Annotated in this window: 20 protein-coding genes and 1 riboswitch; of the genes, 3 read left to right on the top strand and 17 right to left on the bottom strand. The window is 62.6% G+C overall.

Annotated elements, in window-relative coordinates:
• Positions 1-11: 11 nt before the first annotated feature.
• Complete coding sequence (locus RSK20926_RS09585) at positions 12-881, top strand: DMT family transporter (protein ID WP_037254565.1); 870 nt, start codon at positions 12-14, stop codon at positions 879-881.
• Between the two features lie 22 nt (positions 882-903).
• Here RSK20926_RS09585 and cobF read toward each other — a convergent pair whose 3' ends face one another.
• The 6 genes from cobF to RSK20926_RS09555 all read right to left on the bottom strand — a co-directional run bounded on the left by cobF (position 904) and on the right by RSK20926_RS09555 (position 6,242).
• Positions 904-1,662: a precorrin-6A synthase (deacetylating) gene (gene cobF, locus RSK20926_RS09580; RefSeq protein ID WP_037254650.1), complete on the bottom strand. Its 759-nt coding sequence runs from the start codon at positions 1,660-1,662 to the stop codon at positions 904-906.
• A 26-nt stretch (positions 1,663-1,688) separates the two neighbouring features.
• On the bottom strand, positions 1,689-2,411 hold the full coding sequence (gene cobA, locus RSK20926_RS09575) for a uroporphyrinogen-III C-methyltransferase (protein WP_008206229.1): 723 nt from the start codon (positions 2,409-2,411) through the stop codon (positions 1,689-1,691).
• Positions 2,408-3,718 carry a cobyrinate a,c-diamide synthase gene (locus RSK20926_RS09570; RefSeq protein WP_008206227.1) on the bottom strand — a complete coding sequence of 437 codons (1,311 nt, stop codon included), beginning with the start codon at positions 3,716-3,718 and terminating at the stop codon, positions 2,408-2,410. The genes cobA and RSK20926_RS09570 overlap by 4 nt, the downstream gene beginning before the upstream one ends.
• Positions 3,719-3,880: 162 nt before the next feature.
• A complete protein-coding gene (gene cobM, locus RSK20926_RS09565) occupies positions 3,881-4,675 on the bottom strand; it encodes a precorrin-4 C(11)-methyltransferase (protein ID WP_008206226.1) in 795 nt (264 codons plus the stop codon).
• On the bottom strand, positions 4,672-5,049 hold the full coding sequence (locus tag RSK20926_RS09560; RefSeq protein WP_008206224.1) for a cobalamin biosynthesis protein: 378 nt from the start codon (positions 5,047-5,049) through the stop codon (positions 4,672-4,674). Before RSK20926_RS09560 ends, cobM begins: the two co-directional genes overlap by 4 nt.
• A complete protein-coding gene (locus tag RSK20926_RS09555) occupies positions 5,046-6,242 on the bottom strand; it encodes a bifunctional cobalt-precorrin-7 (C(5))-methyltransferase/cobalt-precorrin-6B (C(15))-methyltransferase (protein ID WP_008206223.1) in 1,197 nt (398 codons plus the stop codon). Before RSK20926_RS09555 ends, RSK20926_RS09560 begins: the two co-directional genes overlap by 4 nt.
• On the opposite strand from RSK20926_RS09555, the gene RSK20926_RS09550 reads away from it, so the two are divergent.
• Positions 6,241-6,981, top strand: a complete 741-nt coding sequence (locus RSK20926_RS09550) for a cobalt-precorrin-6A reductase (RefSeq protein ID WP_008206220.1) — start codon at positions 6,241-6,243, stop codon at positions 6,979-6,981. The two genes, RSK20926_RS09555 and RSK20926_RS09550, sit on opposite strands and share 2 nt — an antisense overlap.
• Before the next feature lie 3 nt (positions 6,982-6,984).
• Here the strand turns inward: RSK20926_RS09550 and cobJ are convergent, their stop codons facing one another.
• The 7 genes from cobJ to RSK20926_RS09515 form a co-directional block, all read right to left on the bottom strand.
• Positions 6,985-7,749 (bottom strand): precorrin-3B C(17)-methyltransferase, encoded by a 765-nt coding sequence (gene cobJ, locus RSK20926_RS09545; RefSeq protein WP_008206218.1) that lies wholly within the window; start codon positions 7,747-7,749, stop codon positions 6,985-6,987.
• Entirely contained in the window at positions 7,746-8,462 is a 717-nt protein-coding gene (locus RSK20926_RS09540; RefSeq protein ID WP_037254648.1) for a precorrin-2 C(20)-methyltransferase, read from the bottom strand. The genes cobJ and RSK20926_RS09540 overlap by 4 nt, the downstream gene beginning before the upstream one ends.
• 2 nt (positions 8,463-8,464) lie before the next feature.
• Entirely contained in the window at positions 8,465-9,094 is a 630-nt protein-coding gene (locus RSK20926_RS09535) for a precorrin-8X methylmutase (RefSeq protein WP_008206214.1), read from the bottom strand.
• 1 nt (position 9,095) lies between these two features.
• Positions 9,096-10,256, bottom strand: a complete 1,161-nt coding sequence (gene cobG / locus RSK20926_RS09530) for a precorrin-3B synthase (RefSeq protein ID WP_008206212.1) — start codon at positions 10,254-10,256, stop codon at positions 9,096-9,098.
• Complete coding sequence (cobN, locus tag RSK20926_RS09525; protein WP_008206210.1) at positions 10,253-13,498, bottom strand: cobaltochelatase subunit CobN; 3,246 nt, start codon at positions 13,496-13,498, stop codon at positions 10,253-10,255. Before cobN ends, cobG begins: the two co-directional genes overlap by 4 nt.
• A gap of 143 nt (positions 13,499-13,641) precedes the next feature.
• Entirely contained in the window at positions 13,642-14,718 is a 1,077-nt protein-coding gene (gene cobW, locus RSK20926_RS09520; RefSeq protein WP_008206208.1) for a cobalamin biosynthesis protein CobW, read from the bottom strand.
• A 3-nt stretch (positions 14,719-14,721) separates the two neighbouring features.
• Positions 14,722-15,132, bottom strand: a complete 411-nt coding sequence (locus RSK20926_RS09515; protein WP_008206207.1) for a DUF1636 family protein — start codon at positions 15,130-15,132, stop codon at positions 14,722-14,724.
• A 102-nt stretch (positions 15,133-15,234) separates the two neighbouring features.
• Positions 15,235-15,445: riboswitch (cobalamin riboswitch) on the bottom strand.
• Positions 15,446-15,495: 50 nt separating this feature from the next.
• Between RSK20926_RS09515 and cobO the strand changes: the two genes are divergently transcribed.
• Positions 15,496-16,131 (top strand): cob(I)yrinic acid a,c-diamide adenosyltransferase, encoded by a 636-nt coding sequence (gene cobO / locus RSK20926_RS09510; RefSeq protein WP_008206206.1) that lies wholly within the window; start codon positions 15,496-15,498, stop codon positions 16,129-16,131.
• A gap of 189 nt (positions 16,132-16,320) precedes the next feature.
• Here the strand turns inward: cobO and glpD are convergent, their stop codons facing one another.
• From glpD to RSK20926_RS09490, 4 genes are all read right to left on the bottom strand, one after another.
• Complete coding sequence (gene glpD, locus RSK20926_RS09505) at positions 16,321-17,913, bottom strand: glycerol-3-phosphate dehydrogenase (RefSeq protein WP_008206205.1); 1,593 nt, start codon at positions 17,911-17,913, stop codon at positions 16,321-16,323.
• Complete coding sequence (locus RSK20926_RS09500) at positions 17,906-18,691, bottom strand: DeoR/GlpR family DNA-binding transcription regulator (RefSeq protein WP_037254562.1); 786 nt, start codon at positions 18,689-18,691, stop codon at positions 17,906-17,908. The genes glpD and RSK20926_RS09500 overlap by 8 nt, the downstream gene beginning before the upstream one ends.
• 145 nt (positions 18,692-18,836) lie before the next feature.
• Positions 18,837-19,931 carry a DUF1513 domain-containing protein gene (locus RSK20926_RS09495; protein ID WP_008206203.1) on the bottom strand — a complete coding sequence of 365 codons (1,095 nt, stop codon included), beginning with the start codon at positions 19,929-19,931 and terminating at the stop codon, positions 18,837-18,839.
• A 14-nt stretch (positions 19,932-19,945) separates the two neighbouring features.
• A complete protein-coding gene (locus tag RSK20926_RS09490; RefSeq protein WP_008206202.1) occupies positions 19,946-20,884 on the bottom strand; it encodes an imelysin family protein in 939 nt (312 codons plus the stop codon).
• Positions 20,885-20,906 lie beyond the last annotated feature (22 nt).

The following is a 20,906-nucleotide window of genomic DNA, read 5'->3' as shown; positions in this document are numbered from 1 at the left end:
GGGTAGCCCCATTGAAACACATTCCCCTAAAGGCTCTCGGTCTTGTCGTCCTGGCAATGGTTCTGATTGTCATTGGTGATGCCGCTGGCAAGGAAATGACCAGGCAGGGGTTTGCCCCCTTGTTTGTGGCCTGGTCACGCTTTGCGGTGGCAGCGCTCCTCTTTTTGCCCTTTGCCGGGCTGACTGCGGGCGAATTGCGCGGGTTTCTGGATTGGCGCATCTGGCTGCGGGCCTTGCTGGTGACGGCTGCGATCAGCTGCATCCTGACGGCCCTGCGCACAGAACCCATGGCCAATGTATTTGGTGGTTTTTTTGTTGGCCCCATTGTGGCCTTCGTACTCTCAGCCCTGCTGTTGAAAGAGCCTGTCACCCTGGGGCGTGGCGTGCTTCTATTGGTGAGTTTCGCCGGTGTCCTTTTGGTGGTGAAACCAGGGGCGGATATGCGGATTGGGATGGGGTTTGCTGTCCTGGCGGGCTGTTTTCACGGCTCTTTCCTGGTTGCTACACGCTGGTTGGCCGGGGAGTTCAGACCGCGGTTCCTGCTGCTGTCGCAGCTTTCGATCGGCGGAATTGCCCTGTTTCCCTTTGCCTTGGGCAACATGCCAACCAGCTACACATCCGACGGGATCAGTCTGATCCTGATCAGTGCTCTGGGATCGGCAGCAGGGAATTTCTTGCTGGTGGTGGTGAACAGGAGCACACCCGCAAATGTGGTGGCCCCTTTGATCTATAGTCAGCTCCTGGCGGCGGCAATCGTCGGCTATCTGGCCTTTGGAGATCTCCCGGACCGCTATGCGCTTTGGGGGCTGGCGATCATCATCTGCTCTGGGCTCTCCTCGCTCTGGCTTGCAGGGCGGGTCAAGCCTGCTGCCCAGACCTGACCTTTCCAGACATTTTTTGCCTTTAGCTCTCAGTCCTACGCAGAATGTAGATATCCATGATCCAGCCATGATCCTGTCGCGCCTTGGCGCGGGTCGCAAGGATCTCGGCGCTGACCTCTGCCAACGGACCGGAAATGTTGATCTCATTTTCCATGCCGGCATAGGCGCTCCACCAGATAGTGATACCTGCGGTATCCAGAGACTGGAATGAGCACTGACCGTCCAGCATGATAACCAGGGTTTCGGCGCTGTCCGGCCAGCCATTGTCGCGCAATTGACGACCCGTGGTGATGATGAAGGGCGCCCCAATCTCGTTGATCGGTATCGCATGCGCGGCTGTAAGAGCCTGAATGGAGGTAATACCCGGGATCACGTTTAGCTGGATCTGGGTGAGGGATTTCAGCCGCTCTGCGATCCGCATGGTGCTGTCATAGAGCGATGGATCCCCCCAAACGAGAAACCCGACCTTGCCGCCTTCTGGTAGATGATCTGTGATGTTCTGCCACCAGATCTCTGCAATCGCATCATGCCAGTCATCTACACGCTTGCGGTAGCTCTGGGTCGCTTCATCCCGCACCGGCAGGGTAAACTCTACAATACGCGGGCCGCTGCCCCGGATTGCTTCTTTGCAGATCTCCAGCCGAAGCCCGGCAAGATCGTCCTTGCCCGCACCCTTGTTGGGGATCAGGATCAGATCCTGCGCATTCAGGGCCTCAATGGCCTGCAGGGTCATATGTTGCGGGTTACCTGTCCCAATCCCAATGAGGGTGAGTTCAATCATGGCAGCGTCTTTCGTCTTGTCCCGGCTCATTCCGGATCGGCCAGGGGACCATAGAGGATCAGCACCGGGGCTGTCGTCTCCATTGCACGTAACAGGTCCGGCAGCTCACCCACGGTATGGCGATGCAGGGATTGCTCTGGCGTGGAAACGCCCAGTGCCACCAGCGCTGGGGTGCTTTTAGGCAAGCCTGCCTCCATCAGCTTCTCCGACAGGCCTGCAAAAGTGCGCTTGCCCATGTAGACCACTGTGGTGGCATCCCCGTCGGCCAGAGCCGCCATATTCAGGTTTTCCGGCAGGCCACCTGTCACGTCATGGCCGGTGATATACTGCAGCCGCCGCGCCGTCATGCGCCGGGTCAGTGGGATGTTCGCCGCCGCAGCAGCAGCTGATGCGGCAGTCACGCCGGGTACGATTTCAAAACCTATACCTGCCTCGCGCAGCGCGGTGATTTCTTCCTCCAGCCGCCCGAAGACACCGGAATCGCCGGACTTCAGCCGCACCACATTCAGGCCCGATGATGCGTAATCCACCAAAAGCTGGCTGACATGATCTTGCTTGGGTGAGGGACGTCCTGCGCGTTTGCCCACACCCACCAGATCCGCATTCTCGCGGGCATGGCTCAGGATCGGGCCGGAGGATAGATCGTCAAACAGCACCGCATCCGCCGCTTCCAGCCGCTTCACCGCTTTCACGGTCAAGAGCTCCGGGTCACCGGGGCCAGATGACACAAAGCTGACAAAGCCGCTCATGCCTGTTCTCCGGTGATCAGGTGGAAGAAGGTGCCGGTCACATGGCCCTTGATCGAGCCGGTTTCCGGTACTGGGTTGCCGTCAGCATCCATGACATTGGCCAAGGGCGCGTCAGGTTCCTCCAGAATGGTCGAGTAGTGGAACTCATGCCCGCGCAGGGCATTGCCGGTGCCAAACCCGGGCATGTCGGCCTGCAGAATAGCGCGGCGGTAACCCAGGTGGAACTTGCGTTTTTCATATGAGGTCACAAGCCCCAAGAGGCCCAGCATCTGGTGGCGGGTGCCTTGCTTGTCGATCAGTGCTTCGCCCAGGGCCATATAGCCGCCGCATTCGCCATGCACCAGCTTGGTTTCGGCATGTTTCCGTACGCCTGCACGGAAGGTCTCTGCCGCAGCCAGGGCGCCGCCATGCAGCTCAGGGTATCCGCCCGGCAGCCAGACCAGATCTGCGTCCGCTGCTGGGGCCTCATCCGCCAGCGGAGAGAAGGGCAGGATTTCTGCTCCGGCCGCACGCCAACCGGTCAGAAGATGCGGATAGGTGAAGGAAAACGCTGCATCCCGCGCCAGGGCAATCCGCTGGGCCGGTGGTGTTGGCAGGCTGGCAGGGGCAGGCGCGGCACCGGACATGGCGGCGGCTTTGATCGCTTCCAGATCCACATTTTCGCGCAGGAAGGCGGCATAGCCTGCGATGGCGGCTTCCAGATCCGGGTGCTCCACCGCCTGAATCAGGCCCAGATGCCGCTCCGGCAGGGCCAGATCACCGCGCCGGGGCAGGGAGCCCAGCACCTTGATACCGGCTTTTTCCATCCCCAGCCGGGTGAGGCGTTCGTGACGCGGGCTTGCCACCCGGTTCAGGATCACACCTGCAAAGGGCAGCTCGGGGTCGTAATTCTTAAACCCCAGTGCCGTGGCCGCCGCCGATTGCGCCTGGCCGCCCACGTCCACAACCAGAACCACCGGCCAGCCCATGCGCTTGGCGGTTTCGGCAGAGGAGCCAAACCCCGACTGGCCGCGTGTCGCCACCCCATCGTAAAGCCCCATGGAGCCTTCGCCGACACAGATTTCCGCGCCCGCCGATTGACCGGTGACCGCATCCAGCAGGCCCGCATCCATCGCCCAGGTGTCCAGATTGAAGCTGGGCCGTTTCGCCGCCGCCAGGTGGAAGGCCGGGTCGATATAATCCGGTCCGCTCTTGTAGGGCTGCACGGTGAGGCCGTCCTCAGCCAGTGCCCGCAGAAGGCCCAGCATCACGGTGGTCTTGCCGGTGCCAGAGGAGGGCGCCGAGATCATCAGTCCGGGAGGGTTCATTGCGCGGTCTCCTTATGTCTCGCCCGGCCGCAGGCCGGGCCGCGCCGGACCGCCCCCCCGGGACGGCGCGCTTGCGCCACCCCGCGGTCCGGAGCAGCCCTTTGCGTTCGTTTGTTGGCATTGCAGAGGCCTGAGCTTAGGCCCGCGGCACGTGATACTGCTTCAATCATCGCCATGGCTCCAGCTCGACCAGGGGCTCTCGGCGCTCTGCGGTCGGTAACGGCGGTCGTAATCGGCGGAATAGAGGCAGCTTTCGTCAAAGCCCTCGCCCTTCAGCACCGGCCCCACCAGGATCAACGCCGTGCGGGAGATCTTCTCATCCAGCGTCTCTTTCAGGGTCTCCAGCGTGGCGCGGAGGATCTGCTGATCCGGCCAGCTGGCGCGGTAGACCACTGCTACCGGGCAGTCAGCACCGTAGTGGGGCGTCAGGCTGTCGACCACATGATCCAGATTGCCGATCGACAAATGGATCGCCAGTGTGGCGCCGGTCCGCGCGAAGTTCTCCAACGATTCACCCTCGGGCATCGAGGAGGCCCGCCCCGGCGTACGGGTCAGCACCACCGACTGGCCCAGGCCCGGCAGGGTCAGCTCGGTTCCCAGCGCGGCGGCTGCGGCGGCAAAGGACGGCACACCGGGGGTGACGCTCACCGGAATGCCCTCGGCCTTCAGGCGGCGCAGTTGCTCGCCCATTGCAGACCAGACAGACAGATCGCCGGAATGCAGCCGCGCCACATCCTGGCCTGCCTCATGGGCGGCCTTGATCTCCGCCACGATGGCCTCCAGATCCATGGCGGCCGTGTTGACGATCTTCGCATCCGCCGGGCAGTGGCCCAGGATCTCCTCCGGTACCAGCGAGCCCGCGTATAGGCACACCGGGCAGGAGGCGATGATGTCGCGCCCGCGCAAGGTCAAAAGGTCGGCAGCGCCCGGTCCGGCGCCAATGAAGTGAACGGTCATGGCTCAAGTCTTTCTGCTATAGCCGCGGTGGCAAGCCCATCCGCGGTGACAACTCTCGGGGCCAAGAGGCGCGCCCGCGCGCCCCGTGCTCCATGGCGCGCGCCCGCCAGCGCCGCGGCTTCCGCCAGCGAGCCGGTGGCAAACCGCGCCTTGATCCGGGGCGAGCAGGTAAGGGTCTGCTCCCCGGCAATATCGCTCTCTTGCAGCGCAATCACCGGCAGTCCGGTACTGCGCGCAAATTCCTGCATGGCGGGCGTCTCGGCTTTCTCCGCGATCGAGGCAAGCGCATCCACACGCTCGCCGGTCAGCGCCAACGCCGCCTGCAAATCCGTCGCCGTCGCAACGCCGCGAAAACCTATGCCCGCCACTTTCATCGGGTGACGCTCCACTGGATGACAGGCCGTGCCCGGCGCCAGTCGCGCATGGAGCCAAGCGGTCCGACCTCTGCAATCTCCGCCTTCATCAAGTGCCCGCCTTGTGCAGCATGGGCCTGCATCAGCAGGGTCTCTGTCTCCAGCGTGACGCCATTGGCCACCAGCCGCGTGCCTTCGGGGAGGATCTCCCACAGATGGCGCAACAGCGCCTGCGAACCGCCGCCGCCAATAAACACGCAATCAGGCAGGGGCTGGCCCTCCAATACGTCCGGGGCCTTGCCCAAAACGGCCGTCATCCGGTGATCAAGGCCAAAGGTCGCGGCATTGGCGCGGATGTTTTCCAGACGGCTCTCGCGCGGCTCAAACGTCACTGCCCGCGCGCCGCGTGCCGCCAGGCACCACTCGACTGAGACAGAGCCGGAGCCGCCGCCGATATCCCACAAAAGCTCGCCCGGACGCGGTGCCAGCGCCGACAGTGTCAGCGCCCGCACCGGGCGTTTGGTGATCTGTCCATCGCTGGCGAAATGCGCATCCGCCAGCCCCGAAGCCTGCGGCAGCCCGGGCCGCTTGGCCTCGATGGCCATAAGGACCGGAGCCCCCCCCGGCGCCAGATCCCATGTTTCTGCCGTGGTGCGGTGCAGTTGTTCCTTGGGCCCGCCCAGCCGTTCCATCACACAGAGCTGCGCATCCGGCTGGCCATTCGCAACCAGCCAGGCTGCCAACTCGCCGGATGCAGCTCCATCCCGCAGGGTGCAGATCACCCGCACACCCCGGCCCAGGAGCGGCAGCAACCGCGCATAGGGTGCCGCGTGCAGGCCCAGGCATAGAACCTCTTCCAGCTTCCAACCCAGTCGGTTGGCCGCCAGCGCAAAACAAGAGGGCACCGGGTGCGAGACCCATTCCTCCGCCTCCAGATCGCGCATCAGCGACCCACCGGCCCCATGCCAGAACGGATCGCCCGAGGCTAAAACAACCACGCGTCGCCCGCGCAGGGCCAGCACCGGCTCGGTCGAAAAGGGCACTGGCCAAGGCTGCCCCTTGGCGCCAGCATCCGCCAGTTCCAAATGCCGCGGGCCACCGAATATGACTTCTGCCTCCGCCAGCGCCTTCCGACTTGCATCGCTTAAGGATTCCAGGCCATTTTCGCCCAGACCAATGATAGAGAGCCAGTGTTTGGAAAGGCCATCAGACATGACACGCATCCTTCTTCTGGGCGGCACCACCGAAGCCTCGACGCTGGCCAAGACCCTGGCCGGGGCAGGCGCGGATGCGGTGTTTTCTTATGCGGGTCGCACCGCCAAGCCGGTCAGCCAGCCGCTGCCCACGCGTGTTGGCGGTTTTGGCGGCGCCGAAGGCCTGGCGGCTTACCTCACGGCCGAAGCCATCACCCATGTGGTCGACGCAACCCACCCCTTCGCCGCGCAGATGAGTACCAATGCGGTCCAGGCCTGTGTGGCGGCGGGTGTGCCACTCTGCGCCTTTGAACGTCCGGCCTGGCAGGCGGGCGAGGGCGACAATTGGATCCATGTGGACAGCATCGACAGCGCGGTGGATGCGCTGCCTGAGATGCCCGCGCGGGTGTTTCTGGCAATCGGAAAGCAGAACCTCAGCCAATTTGCGGCCAAGCCCCAGCACCACTATCTGCTGCGTCTGGTGGACCAGCCTGATGCGCCCCTGCCGCTGCCGAACACGACGGTGGAGATCGCTCGCGGGCCCTTTGATGCGGCCGGTGATACCGCGCTGATGCAGCGCCATGGCATTACCCAAGTGGTGGCCAAGAACGCCGGCGGCATCGGTGCCGTGGCCAAGCTCACGGCCGCGCGCAGCCTCGGCCTGCCAGTCATTATGATCGACAGACCCGAGTTGCCGGGCCGCCCCGTCAAGGGCCGCGTGGCAGAGGTTATTGCCTGGCTGGCGCATCCGGCGTCCTAACCCCTAGCTTTCAGTCGCGTAGCGCGGTGTGTAGACATAATTGCCCACCCGCCGGGTGTCGTGGTTGCCGACAATCACCACGGTGCGCATGTCGGCCATCTCGGGCATCGCGTCTTTCAGTGGCACTGTCAGCAACTCCTGTCCCGGCTTGGTCACATCGCGGGCGAATGTGATCAGGGTCTCCTCACCACAGGCGCCCCGCAGGATTTCAAGTGCACGGGCAAACTGATGCGGCCGCGATTTAGAGCGCGGGTTGTAAAAAGCCATTGCCAAGCCTGCCTCGCCGACCAGCTGCAGCCGTTTTTCAATCAGGCTCCAAGGCTTCAGATTGTCGCTGAGGTTGATGGCCGCGAAGTCATGCCCCAAAGGCGCGCCGATGGCGGCAGCAGCAGCCAACATGGCGGTGATGCCGGGCAGAACCTTGATCTCCAGATCCAGCCATTCAGGACGGGCTTCGGCATTGTTTTCCAATGCTTCGAACACGGCAGAGGCCATGGCGAACACGCCAGGATCACCGGAGGAGACCACAACCACACGCTTGCCCTCGGCGGCCATCTCCAGCGCATGGGTGGCGCGATCGACCTCAACCCGGTTGTCGGTCGCATGCAGGGTCAGGCCTTCGCGCTGATCGATGCGCTTCACATAGGGGATATAACCCACAATATCAGTGGCTTCCCCGATGGTGTCGCGCACTTCCTGGGTCACCAGCGCCTCGTTTCCAGGGCCAAGCCCAGCGATCACCACCCAGCCTTTGTCACTCATGCTCATGGTCGGCGCCCCTGTCCGTGAACCAATACGATGGAGAAATAAGGAACCTCGCCCGTGATCTCCGACAGTTTTTGTACGGTCTGCCCCGGCATGGTGCCACGCTCGACCAGCCAGGCGTCATCTGCACGGCCCGCACGTTCCAGTGCTCGGCGCAGCTTGGGCAGGTTTCGGCCGATCTTCATCACCACCAGAGCGTCGGTCTCGGCGGCGCGCTTGGCGAGTTCATCCTCGCTCAGGGTGGCCATCGCCACGGTCAGCACATCATCACCCCAGGTGATTGGCTGGCCCGAGGCAGTCCAGCAACCGGACATGCCGGTGATGCCGGGCACGATCTCTTGCGCCGTACGGCCCTGCAGGCGGGTATAGAGATGCATGTAAGAGCCATAGAGAAACGGGTCGCCCTCGCAGAGCACCACAACGTCTTCACTCTGGGCGATCTCCGCCAAGGTATCGGCCCATTGGTCGTAGAATTCGCCCAGAACGCGGTTGTATTCCGGGTCCGAGAAATGAATCTCGGTGGTGACCGGGTATTCCATCGCGTGTTCGGTGACGTTGTCACCCAGCATGCCCTCGACGATGGCGCGGGCCTGGCCCTGGCGGCCAGCCTTGCGAAAATAGGCGATATGGCGCGCGCCGGAAATCAGCCGGTGCGAGCGCACGCTCATCAGGTCTGGATCACCGGGGCCAAGCCCTGCGCAGATGACTTTACCCATCATTACTCTTTCCAGCTCGCCAGCGCGTTCACCGCTGCAACAGTGATGGCAGAGCCGCCCAGACGGCCTTTGACGATCATCGAAGGCACCGGCAGGTCTTCCATCAACGCGTCTTTGGATTCCATCGCTCCGACAAAACCCACCGGGCAGCCGATGATGGCGGCGGGGCGCGGGCAGGATGGGTCTTTCAGCATGTTCAGCAGGTGGAACAGCGCGGTTGGGGCATTGCCGATGGCCACCACAGCGCCCTCCAGTTTCGGGCGCCACAGCTCAAGCGCGGCTGCCGAACGGGTGTTGGACATTTCCTTGGCCATTTCGGGCACCTTCGGGTCGCGCAGGGTGCAGATGACTTCGTTATCTGCGGGCAGCCGCGGGCGGGTGATGCCCTCGCTGACCATATAAGCATCGCAAAGGATCGGGGCGCCTTGGGCCAGCGCAGCACGGGCGGTTTCCGCCATACCTTCTGAGAAGCGCACATGTTCCTCCAGCCCGACCATGCCGGCCGCGTGGATCATACGCACCACGACGCTTTCCTCGTCCTTGTTGAAACGGGTGAGGTTTGCTTCGCGGCGAATGGTGGCAAAGCTCTCAGCATAGATCGCGGCGCCGTTGGTTTCATAGGTGTGGAGCATGTCAGCTGCCCTCTTTCAAAAGTTCGGGAGAGGCGCGCAACGCGGCGGCGCTCAGGCGGGTCTTTAGCGGCTGATCTGCGGCAGTGCCATGGCGGATCAGGGAGAATTCATCTTGGCCGGTGGCGGTCAGGGTGAGCGGGGCGGGGGCCGGGCAAGCGCAACCCTTGGCACAGCCCGACACATGCACAGTGGTGCCCGCGGGGAGCTGTTTTGCCAGACTGCGAGCCAAGTCGCGGGTTGGCGAAAGCGCCTGCAGGCAGCCGGGTGCCCCGGTACAGGCGATGACTTGCAGGCGCGGATCCCTTGCATCCAGGATCAGACCGGGCAGAGGCGGCAGGCTATCGGCGCCTTCCACCAGCAGCGCGCGCCAAGGGGTGAGGCGGATGGCGCCGTAGTCTGCCAGTTTGGCCAGGGTGGCAGCAGGCATCTGGCCGAACTCCAATGCCGCGAGCGTTCCCGCAGAGACAGGTCCGGGTTCTGCGGTGAAGCTTGCTTTTACCCAGGGGGCGACATGCGCTGGTGGCGGTGCGCGGCGCGCAATGAGACGGTGCATCCTGCCACGCCCCTCTGGCGCGCCGCCTTGCTCCAGGAACCAGCGGACCAGGGCCAGGGCTTCGGAAACGGCGGTTTCCCGCGTGACGGGTTTGCCAGTCTCCGCGCCGTCGGCCCGCAGGATGAGAGCCTCGCAGGAGCGTTCGATGCGGATGTCGGCGGCGGTGTCTTGCAGGACCGGTGCTTCATCGCAGTCGACGGCAAAGCCGAATTTCCCCGGTAGGAAGAGATCTGTGGCCGCAGTCAGCGCGGCGCTCAGGTCTGTGGCGATAGCGTGGGTTTCATCCCCTTCGCTCCAGAAGGGCGCGAGCAGGACATTGCGGCGGGCCTCGGCCTGGGCATCGGGGTCAATGAGGCCGAGATCACGTAGGCCGGCGATCAATGCATCATGCGCCTCTTCGCGGATGCCGCGCATCTGCAGGTTGGCGCGGGCGGAGATATCCAGCAGCCCGCTGCCAAACTCCTGCGACAGCCTTGCCACACCGCGCGCCTGATCAGGTGTCAGCCGCCCCAGCGGCGCACGCACCCGCACCACCAGCCCGTCGCCGGACATCATCGGGCGCAGGGCGCCGGGACACCAGCCATAGACTTTGGGGGTGGTGGCATTCATGCTGCCCCCTCCAGATCGGCCATGATCGAATTGCGCCTCGTGCTCCATAGACCGGCATCAAACAGGGCGCGGAAGCGGTCGCGCATGGCCTGCAATGCCTCCGGGTTCTCACGCTGCATGAAGTCCACCAGATCGTCGCGGCCCAGGGTGGCTTCGAAGTAGAGATCAAACAGATGCGGCTGCACCACCTGCGCCAGATGGGCAAAGGCGGCCATATGGTCGAGGGTGGCGGCGATTTCGGCGGCGCCGCGGAAGCCGTGGTTCATCATCGAGGTGGCCCAGTCCGGATTGGCAGCACGGGCGCGGGTGACGCGGGCGATTTCCTCACCCAGGGAGCGCGCCTGCGGTTTGTCCGGGCGGGTCGCGTCCATGTGGTAGAGCGCAGGCGTCGCCTGGCCGATGCGGGCCATGGCGGCGGCAAAACCGGCCTCATGCGCGGCATAGTCTGAGGCGACCAGCAGGTCGGTTTCTGGCAGGTCCTGTAGATGCACAAAGCTGTCGGCGCCCTGCAACCGGACCTCCAGCGCTTCGCGGGCGTCATGGATGGCGCCCTTGGCGTCGATGGCGTGGGAGGAGGCGTTGAGCCAGGCCTCGCCAGCAGCTTGGCGGGCCTCATCCGTATAGTCGTCCAGATGCGGGTTCATCGACAGCCCGTATTGGCCCGGTTTGGGTCCAAAGACGCGGGGGGTCTCTGTCAGGTATGGGTTGTCGGCCTGGGTTTCCTCGCGCTGCGCAAGGGCGGCGGCGGCACTTTCGAACATCTGGGCGAGGCCCGGAAAGACATCACGGAACAGGCCGGAGACGCGCAGGGTCACGTCGATGCGCGGGCGGTTCAGCATCGAGAGCGGCAGCACCTCGAAACCGGAGACGCGCTCGGAGTTCTCGTCCCATTTCGGCGCCAGGCCTGCAAGGTGCAGCGCCATGGCAAATTCCTCACCCGCGGTGCGCATGGTGGCGGAGCCCCAGAGGTCGATCACCAGCCCCTTGGGCCAGTCGCCATGGTCCTGGAGGTGGCGGCGCAGCAGCTCTTCCGCCAATTTGACCCCCTGCGCATGCGCCGCCCGCGATGGCACCGATCTTGGATCTGTGGTAAAGAGGTTGCGGCCCGTGGGGATCACATCGGCGCGGCCGCGAAACGGCGAACCAGAGGGGCCGGGGGTGACGATTTTGCCGTCCAACGCGGCGATCAGGCCTGCGCGTTCCTCAGTCCCGCACTGGCCGGTGCCAAAGATATGCAGGCCTTCGCCGTATTGGCTTTCCTTGATGTCGCAGACAAAGGCGTCGATGCGGGTGATCGCCTCAGCTGGGGAGGTATCGGGGGTGAGGCCGAGGTCGGCCTCGACACCGGTTCCCTGCGCCTCGGCCCGGATGTCATCAATAAGGCGGTCGCGGCGGGCCGGGTCGAGGCCGTCGGCGGTGGAGTATTCGTCCAAGAGGCTTTCGAGCCGTGACATACCCTCGGGTAGGTTGGTCTGCGCCAGCGGCGGCGGCAGGTGGCCAAGCGTGACAGCACCAATGCGGCGTTTGGCCTGCGCGGCCTCGCCAGGATCGTTGACAATAAAGGGATAGGCAACGGGCAGCGAGCCCGTCAGCACTTCGGGCCAGCAGGCACCGGAGAGCGCTACCGCCTTGCCCGGCAGCCATTCCAGCGTGCCATGGGCGCCGATATGGACCAGCGCGTCTGCTTGGCTTTGCAGCCACAGATAGAAGGCCACATAGGCATGCCGAGGGGTGCGGTCCAGGTCGTGGTAGTCGTCGACGCGGGTTTTCACTTCGCCACGTTCGGGCTGCAGCGCAACCAGGGCCTTACCTGCGCGCAAAGCTTTGAAGTGAAAGGCCCCATCGCGAAAGTCTGCATCGCCTTCCGGGTCCCCCCAGGCCTCCGCCAGGGTGTTCTGCAGATCTTGCGGCAGGGTGGATAGGGCGGATTTGTAGTCAGAGAGAGGGAGGCTGAGGGTCTCTTCCATCAGCCGCAAGCCGGTGTTTTCTTGCGGTTCGACCGTGTAACCCTTGTCCCACAGCTCACGCAGGATCGCGTCGCAGGAGGCCAGTGCGTCGAGCCCGACGGCATGGGCGAGGTTGTGATCGCGGCCGGGGTAGGTGGAGAGGATCAGGGCAAGGCGTTTGTCCGCATTGGGCACATTGGCGAGGCGCAGCCAGCCTTCGACACGGTCCACGGCTGCCTTGATGCGGTCCGTGTCAGCGCGGTGGGCAAAGCGGGAGTACTGCAGGTCGGGGTCTTTTTTGCCCGGCGATTTGAAGCTGACGACGCCGGCAAAGATGCGGCCATCAACCTCGGGCAGGACGACATGCATGGCGAGGTCGGCAGGGGAGAGGCCGCGGTCGGCCTCGAGCCAATCCTTGCGGCGCGCGGTGGACAGTGCAACCTGGAACACCGGGCAGCCGGTCGCGCCGAGCGGAGAGGCGCTGCCGTCGGTGCCCTGGGCGGAAAATGCGGTGGCGTTGATGATGGCCGTCGGGGCCAGTTCCGGGAGTTTGTCGCGCAGCCAGTTTGCGGCGGCAGGGGCCTTGAGACTGGCGGCAAAGACGCCATAGGCGGCGTAGCCACGGGCACGCAGCTCTTCGATCAGCGCATCCACCGGGGCGGTGTCGGCGGCAGTGAGGTATGAGCGATAGAAGCTGACCAGAACCAGCGGTTTGTCCTGCGGCGGCAGTTCCGCCAGAACGCCCTTGGCCGGGTCGTAGAAGCCGTGTTCAGGCGTGGTTTTGAGGCCAAGCACTGGCCCTGCATATAGCCCAGCAGCCAGCGAAAGCTGGGCGAGGGCGGCCTGGGCCGCGACGGTGCCTCCGGCATCGCAGAGGGATTGCAGACGGCGCAGGGTAGAGACGGGCAGGGTAGAGAGTTCGTCCAGGCGAGGGTCTTCACGCCCGTCGGCCGGCAGCACTGCCAGCGCGATGCCCTTACGGCGGGCCAGGTCCTGCAGGGTGGCGAGGCCGTAGGACCAATAGCTTTCGCCGCCAATGAGACGGACAAGGACGCCCTTGGCGCCCTCAAGTGTCTGTTCCGCGTAGACGTCGACCGAGAGGGGGTGCTTCAGCGCGACGAGGTTGGCGACCCGGAGCCTGGGCAGTTTGCCCTCCGCCCGGTGCCAACCTGCTGCAAAGGCGCCGAGGTCGCTGTCAGAGAAGGACAGCACCACAAGATCCGCAGGGGTTTGCCCCAGATCCTGCGGGGTATCAGTCTCGTCAAGGCCGTGGCTTTCGCGGAAGACGACATGCATGTGTCAGGCCCTTTCCAAAAGAAGAGCTGAGGGCAGTGCCCGGCCTCGGGAGGAAGCGAAGCGCCCTCCTGTGGGGGAGGTCGGGCGCTGCCCGGCGTTTCCGCCGGGCGAAACACCTGAGGTTTCGCCGTTGGGCATCAGTTTCAGGCCCCCAGAGCGGCGCGGATGGCCACTTCGTCAATATTGTCATGCTCAGCGATGACCACCAGTGCGGTTTTGCGCTCTTGTGCGCCCCAGGGTTGGTCATATTGAGCGCGCAGGCGTTCGCCCACGGCCTGCACAAGCATCCGCATCGGTTTTCCTTCCACCGCGACATAGCCTTTGACGCGCAGGATATTGCGGGTCCGGGCAAGATTCACGATGGCATTTTGCAGCGCTTCCGGATCGCTGACTTCGCCCATTTCGACAACGATTGTGTCAAATTCGTCATGGCTGTGGTCGTGGTCGTGATGATGGTCGTGATCGTCGTCATCATCGTGGTGGTGATGATGCTCGTGATGGGAGGGGCGCGCATCCAGATCGTCTTCGGCCGCGGCCTCAAGCCCCAGGATGACGCGGGGATCAATCACGCCTTCGGACATCGACAGGATCGGCAGCTTGCGCGGAGCTTCGGCCTCAATGGTGGCGCGGGCCTGCTCGACTCCCTCTTCGCCGGCCAGATCGGCCTTGGACAGGAGAATGATATCGGCACAAGAGATCTGATCCTTGAACAGTTCCGACAGCGGGGTTTCGTGATCGATACCCTCATCTGCTTCGCGTTGCGCCTGCACTGCGTCCAGATCAGTCGCGAACTGGCCTTTGGCAACGGCTTCCGCATCCGCCAGTGCCACAACTCCGTCCACGGTGATGCGGGAGCGGATCGCGGGCCAGTCAAAGGCTTTCAGCAGCGGTTTGGGCAGCGCCAGGCCAGAGGTTTCGATCACGATGTGATCGGGCTTTTCGGGCAGGTCCATCAGCTGTTCAATGGTGGGGATGAAGTCATCGGCAACGGTGCAGCAGATGCAGCCATTGGCCAGTTCCATGATGTTCTCAGCCGGACAGTTTTCATCCGCGCAGGATTTCAGGATCTCGCCATCCACGCCAGCGGTGCCAAACTCATTGACCACAACCGCCAGACGCTTGCCCTGCGGGTTCTGCATCAGATGACGGATCAAAGTGGTTTTGCCCGCGCCCAGAAATCCGGTGATGACGGTGACGGGGATCTTGTTGAGGTTGCTCATGAATTACTCCTCGGAAGGGAAAGCAGCCGGCGGGATGCGGGCAACGGATTGTTTGCGAAATGCTGTGGGGCGCTCGCGCCAGGGGACCAGACCGTCGGCGGTAGCGGCATAGGCTGCGGTGCCGGTCAGAATCTCTGCCACGTGTTCTTCGGGATCCATATCCCCATAGACATAGCTCCAGCGCTCTTCGCCGCCGGTCAGCAACACGGTGCAGCTGCGCGAGCAAGCGGAGAGGCATTTGACACCGCGCAGGGTGACGCCCTCAGGCATGCCCGCCTCTTTCAGGGCGTCATGCAAGAGAGTGCCGGGGCGTGTGGCCTCCGGATCCGCGCCTTCATTCCGGCAGGTGAGGCATACGGTCAGCGTCACCGGTGCCGCGTTGCTCGCGGGCGTCTCCGCCTTGTCTTCAGCCATTCGCGCATCTCCTGTTGCGGTCGGCAAACAGGGGGCTCGGCCAGATGGGGGCAATATCGTGCTTGGCCCCCCAACCGGTCGCGGAACACCCCGTCCGCCCGTTGAAATCTCCTCTTGCTGGCAGGTCTCCCGGCTTGCGGATGCCAGAGCGTGCGCTCTGTCGACCCTCCTGCCTTCCCGGGGTGTCCCAGTGGCATGGCGGTCTCATCCGGTCACGGTCGCGGGGGCGGCTGTGCTTTTTGCCAGATAATTCCAGCTGTCACATTCCCTCTTCGCCCAGGTTTCCCCAGGAACCAGCTGAACCCCCTTGCGCTATTGCACCCTTCTTTGTCAAGACATGGGGCGAACAGCGGGAGAGCGCAAATGAGTGAAAAGTCTGAAACCGGCATCTCAGAAGAAGAAGCCGCCCGTCACGCGTCAAAAATGGCCAAGAAGAAGGCCGCGCGTGACCGGATGATGAAAACAAAAGAGGGTGAAAAGGGCCTGATCATCGTCCACACCGGTCCCGGCAAGGGGAAATCCTCTTCTGGTTTTGGCATGATCATGCGCTGTATCGCCCATGGGATGCCCTCGGCCGTGGTGCAGTTCATCAAGGGCGCCTGGCAGACCGGAGAGCGCACCTTGATCGAGGAGAACTTCAGCGATCTGTGTCAGTTCTACGCCATGGGCGAGGGTTTCACCTGGGAGACCCAGGACAAGGCGCGCGACATTGCGGCTGCGCAAAAGGGCTGGGAGAAGGCCAAGGAGATGATCCTGGATGAGCGCAATACCATGGTGCTCTTGGATGAGATCAACATCGCGCTGCGTTATGAGTATCTCGACCTCGAAGAAGTGCTGGAGTTTCTGGTGGAGAAAAAGCCAGCCATGACCCATGTTGTTCTGACAGGCCGGAACGCCAAAGAAGAGCTGATCGAGATCGCCGATCTGGTCACCGAGATGGGGCAGATCAAGCACCCGTTCCGCGCCGGGGTAAAGGCACAGAAAGGCGTCGAATTCTGAGGCCGATGCCCTTTGGATGTGATCCCTATCTATTCTGAAAAGGCAGGTTGTTTCGCGCGCGAAACAACCTGTCAGCCTTGCTGATACTAATCTTGGGCGTTGTCAGGCATGCGGGCTCATATGGGTTGTTCCCCCGCAACAAAACCCAATCACCCTTAGCCCTTTGCCTTTTCACAAAACTGCCGAGGGTCAGGCAGCACGCTGGGTCAACTGGTCCTGAATATAGGCATCCACGGCAGCGCGCTGGGCTTCATCCAGCCGCAGCCCCAATTTGGTGCGGCGCCACAGGTAATCCTCGCCTGTCCGTACCCATTCGCGGGCAATTGCCCAGTCGAGCTCTCGTGCAGTTATAGTTGCGCCAAAATCCTGACCCAGATCGGCGGCGGATTTGGCATCTCCCAGTATCTCCCAGGCTTCGGTGCCATAAGCGCGGATCAGGCGGCGGCTGGCATAGGCGGAGAGGAAGGGGAAATCGGCAGCCAGTTTGGCCACCAGTTTCGACACATCCTCAACCGCAAAATCGCCACCAGGCATCGCAACACCTGCGGTCCAATCGCCTGACAGACCGGGCAGGGCCTCGCCGATTTTGGCCAGCGCTGCCTCTGCCAGCTTGCGATAGGTGGTAATCTTCCCACCAAAGACATTCAGGAGCGGCGCCTGCGCCTGATCCAATGTCAGCACATATTCGCGGGTGGCCGCAGTGGCCGAGCTGGCGCCATCATCATAAAGCGGGCGAACGCCGGAGTAGGTCCAGATGACATCCGCACGCGATAGCGGTTTTTCGAAGTAGTTCGATGCGAAATCGACCAGATAGCCCTGTTCTTCCGGGGTGCAGCTGGGCCGCGTCTGTGGATCAGGATGGTCTGCATCGGTGGTGCCAATCAGGGTGAAATCCTCCTCATAGGGGATGGCAAAGATGATGCGGCCGTCTTCGCCTTGGAAGAAGTAGCAACGGCCATGATCAAAGAGCTTTGGCACCACGATATGGCTGCCACGCACTAAACGGACATTTTCGCGGCTGTTCTGCCCCAGTTTCTGATGCAGCACATCTGCCACCCAGGGGCCGCCTGCATTGACCAGCATCTTGGCGCGATGCTCTTGCTCTTTGCCGGTGGCATGGTCCTTGGTGCGCACCAGCCAATGGTCCGCATGGCGCTCAGCTGACAGAACTTCGGTGCGGGTCAGGATCTCCGCCCCGCGGGCCTGGGCGTCGCGGGCATTCAGTACCACCAGACGCGCATCCTCGACCCAGCAGTCGGAATACTCGAAGGCGCGCTTGAACTTGCCTTTCAATGGTCCTCCGGCCGCATCGTGATGCAGGTCGAGGCTACGGGTGCCGGGCAGGATCCCGCGCTTGCCCAAGCTGTCATAGAGGAACAGCCCCAACCGGATCAGCCAGGCGGGACGCCGCCCCTTCATCCAAGGCATAAAGGTGGTGAGCAATTTGGAGGTGGGTGTCTCGCTGTCAAAGCGCATGTCTTTGTGAAAGGGCAAGACAAAGCGCATGGGCCAGGAGATATGGGGCATCGCCCGCAGCAGCACCTCACGCTCGATCAGGGCTTCGCGCACCAGTCGGAACTCAAAGTATTCCAGATAGCGAAGGCCTCCGTGGAACAGCTTGGTCGAGGCCGAGGAGGTGGCCCAGCCGAGATCCTTCATCTCTGCCAGCGTCACCGAAAGACCGCGCCCGGCGGCGTCGCGTGCAATGCCACAGCCATTGATGCCGCCGCCAATGATGAAGAGATCCGTGATTGTGCCGGTGGAGGTAGCGTTGTCAGTCATTTTCGCGACTTTCGATTTTGTCGATTATTAGGATGCGGGTGCCAGCTGCATCTGCAGCCTCCTGGAATGCGGCAGGGGGCGGGTAGTCGGTGACAAGAATATCGAGATCGGAGATATCGCAGATCCGGACCGGAGCGGAGCAGGAGAACTTGCTACTGTCACAGAGCAGGATCTTGGTGCGGGCATTGCGCAGAATTGCACGTGCGACCGAAACTTCGCGACTGTCATGATCCAGCACAGCCCCATCAGCATCCAGGGCCGAGGCACCGATAACTGCATAGTCGACTTTGTATCGATTGATGAACTCAACCGCATCTTCGCCGACAATGGCGCCATCGCTCTGGCGCACTGTGCCGCCCGCCAGGATCAACTCCTTGGCTTCCCCGCCCATCATAATATTGATGATATTAATATTGTTGGAGAGAACGGTCAGCCCTTTGTGACAGGCCAGCGCCCTTGCGGCCTGTTCCGTCGAAGTTCCGATATTGAGGGCAAGGGAGCAATGGTCCGGGATCAGGCTTGCCGCCAGTGTTCCCATGTTTTGCTTGGTATCTGCGTTCTGCTTGCGCCGCTCCGCATAGGCACGGTTCGCAGCGGAGCTAAGGCGCACGGCGCCACCATGTATCCGAGACAGAGCGCCGCGTGCCGCCAGATCCCGCAGGTCAGTGCGAATGGTTTGCAGCGAAACTGAAAACAGGGCGGAAAGCTCTTCCACTTCGACACGGTCCTGCGTGTTGAGAAGTTCCAAAATCCTTGCGTGACGGCTGGTGGCATCCATGGCGGTTCCTTTCGAAATCTCCATAGTGAAACCCTTTCGAAGAGTCACTCTTTATTTTCGTTGTGCTTTCGTTTTTGCGCGAGGTAAAGAAAAACGCAGCCGAAACTGCGTTTCTGCTTTTTGATTGGTTTTCAACGACAGCGGCTCAGAGCTGGGGGAGGGCGATCAGGTGGTTGTCCCAGGCGATTTCATCCTGATGCAGCAATGTGCTGCCCTTGGGAGTGAGCTGGCAAATGTGACCTTGCCCGGTGCTGGCAATCAGATGGCTTCGACCAGAGCTGAGGCCGCAGACATCTGCCAGCTGGTGTTCTCGTACTATCTCGCCGGACTGTGTGTTCATAACCTGAACCACGCCGCCGCGCGGGGAGGTGACGGCAATTTCCGCCCCATCTGCCGAGAAGGCGAGGGAGCCGCCATATCCATTCAGGTTATGCAGACGAGGGTCCCCTTCGGCCAAAAGCTGCAGATACCCGCCGGATCTGTGGAGGCCAACAATCGGGTGCCCTTGGCCCGCATCGCCCTGCCATTGCATGGCAAAGCCGATGGTTCCATCGGATGCTAGGGTAAGATGGCGAATGGAGTTCAGCCGAAGGTCAGTCGGCAAAGTGACCTGCTCCAGCAGTTGCCCGCTCAGCGACAAGAGGCTTAGATTGCTTTGCATCGTGGCAAGGTTCAGCTTAGCGCGACCGCTGTCGGGGTGGGTTTCGATCCCACCATTGGCCACGACAAGTTGCGGACCCTGCGCGCCATTGCGCAGCAAAAGATCATGAGGACCTATCCCGCCAGAGGAGAAACTGCCAATGCGGCGATAGCCGCTGGTGCCTACCTCCCAGATACCGATGACACCGCGGGCGTTGTCATAGTCATTCTCTGTGGTGAACAGCCTTGTGCCATCTGGGGAAAAGCAGCCGTGGCCATAAAAATGGTGCCCGGAGGGGGGCGTCAGTCTGGTCAGGATTGTGCCGCTTCTGCAATCGATGACCTCGGCGAATTGGCCGGGCCTGCGGGCAAAGGCAACCGCCTCTGGGCGCGTGGGATGCCCGGCAGCAGCATGGCCGCGCCCTGGGAGTTGGTGGCGAAAGAGCGGGGCCCCGGCGCCACTCAAGCCGACAAGGACAAAGTGGCCCTGCCTGTCGCGCCCGGCAGTTAGAAAGGCCGGGGTGCCGACATCAGCCCAGCTGACCTGTGGGAGAAAGCCACTGGCCGCGAGACCCGTCAGAAAACTGCGTCTTGTTGTCATCCTTGCCTCCAGTGTTAGTCGCCGTCGAGCGAGTTGAAACCCGCAAGAACCCCCAGTGACGGCCCAAGCTCTGCCTCGATCAGGGTTCGCAGATCATTGACCTGCTGCTGCAGCGCTTCGATGCGAAAACGCTTTTGCGGGTCAGCAACCCCTTCCAGGCGGGGGTCGTCCAGTGCCTCGGCCCGGGCTAAGACACGATCAAATCCCTGTTCCAACCGCTCGGCCAGCGCCGGATCCTTGGCAGAAAGGCTGAGGGCCAGCTGTTTCAGCGCATCAAGCGAAAGAAGGATGTGGTGAAGGCTGCGTCCCGATCGCCAGGCCTCGGCTCGTTTGGGGCGCGGTTTGTCAAATGCGCCCAGGGGACGCCCAAGGCGCATATCAGATAGAACCTGCAATCCGGTGTTCAGCGCTTTGTAGAGTTCCTGTTTGACTTCGCTTTCATTCGCATAGCGACCCTGCGCCTCGCGCATCTGCGTGGCGTAGCCGCTTAGCCAGTCTTGATAGATCGCTTCGGAGTTTTTAGCGATGTCGCGGGCAATGGCGCGTGTAAGCCCGCAGGTGAATTCACTGGGCTCTGCGCCGATGTCCTCAGGGCTGAAATAGAAAAACTCCAAAGCGTAAAAACCGCGACCCGCGATGGAGGATTGGGCAAACTTTGCATCAGAGAGAAGTGCTGGATCTGCCTTGCGCAGATGGGCAGCAAGTGTCTTTGGAATTTTCCCACGGCTATCCGGCCAAAAGGCAAGCGCAAAGGCGCGGTTCTCGACTTCGCTGGGGCCAAAGCGCAGGTGGCTGACACGGATCCAGGCGTCAAAGGCCTGGGCATAGGCTTCGCGCAGGGGACTGACCCCAGGGCGGCACATCTGCTCCGCCGCATTTGCCAGATGCGCGCTGCTCTCAGCCAGGGTCTGCATATCGGGCAGGATCTGCTGGTCGAGGATTTCATCGACCATATCCGCATGGAGGGAGGATGCT

It is taken from the genome of Roseobacter sp. SK209-2-6, assembly GCF_000169455.1.
GTDB lineage: Bacteria > Pseudomonadota > Alphaproteobacteria > Rhodobacterales > Rhodobacteraceae > Pseudophaeobacter.
Note: the sequence above shows the minus strand (reverse complement) of the source record. Positions and strands in the feature narration are given on the sequence as shown.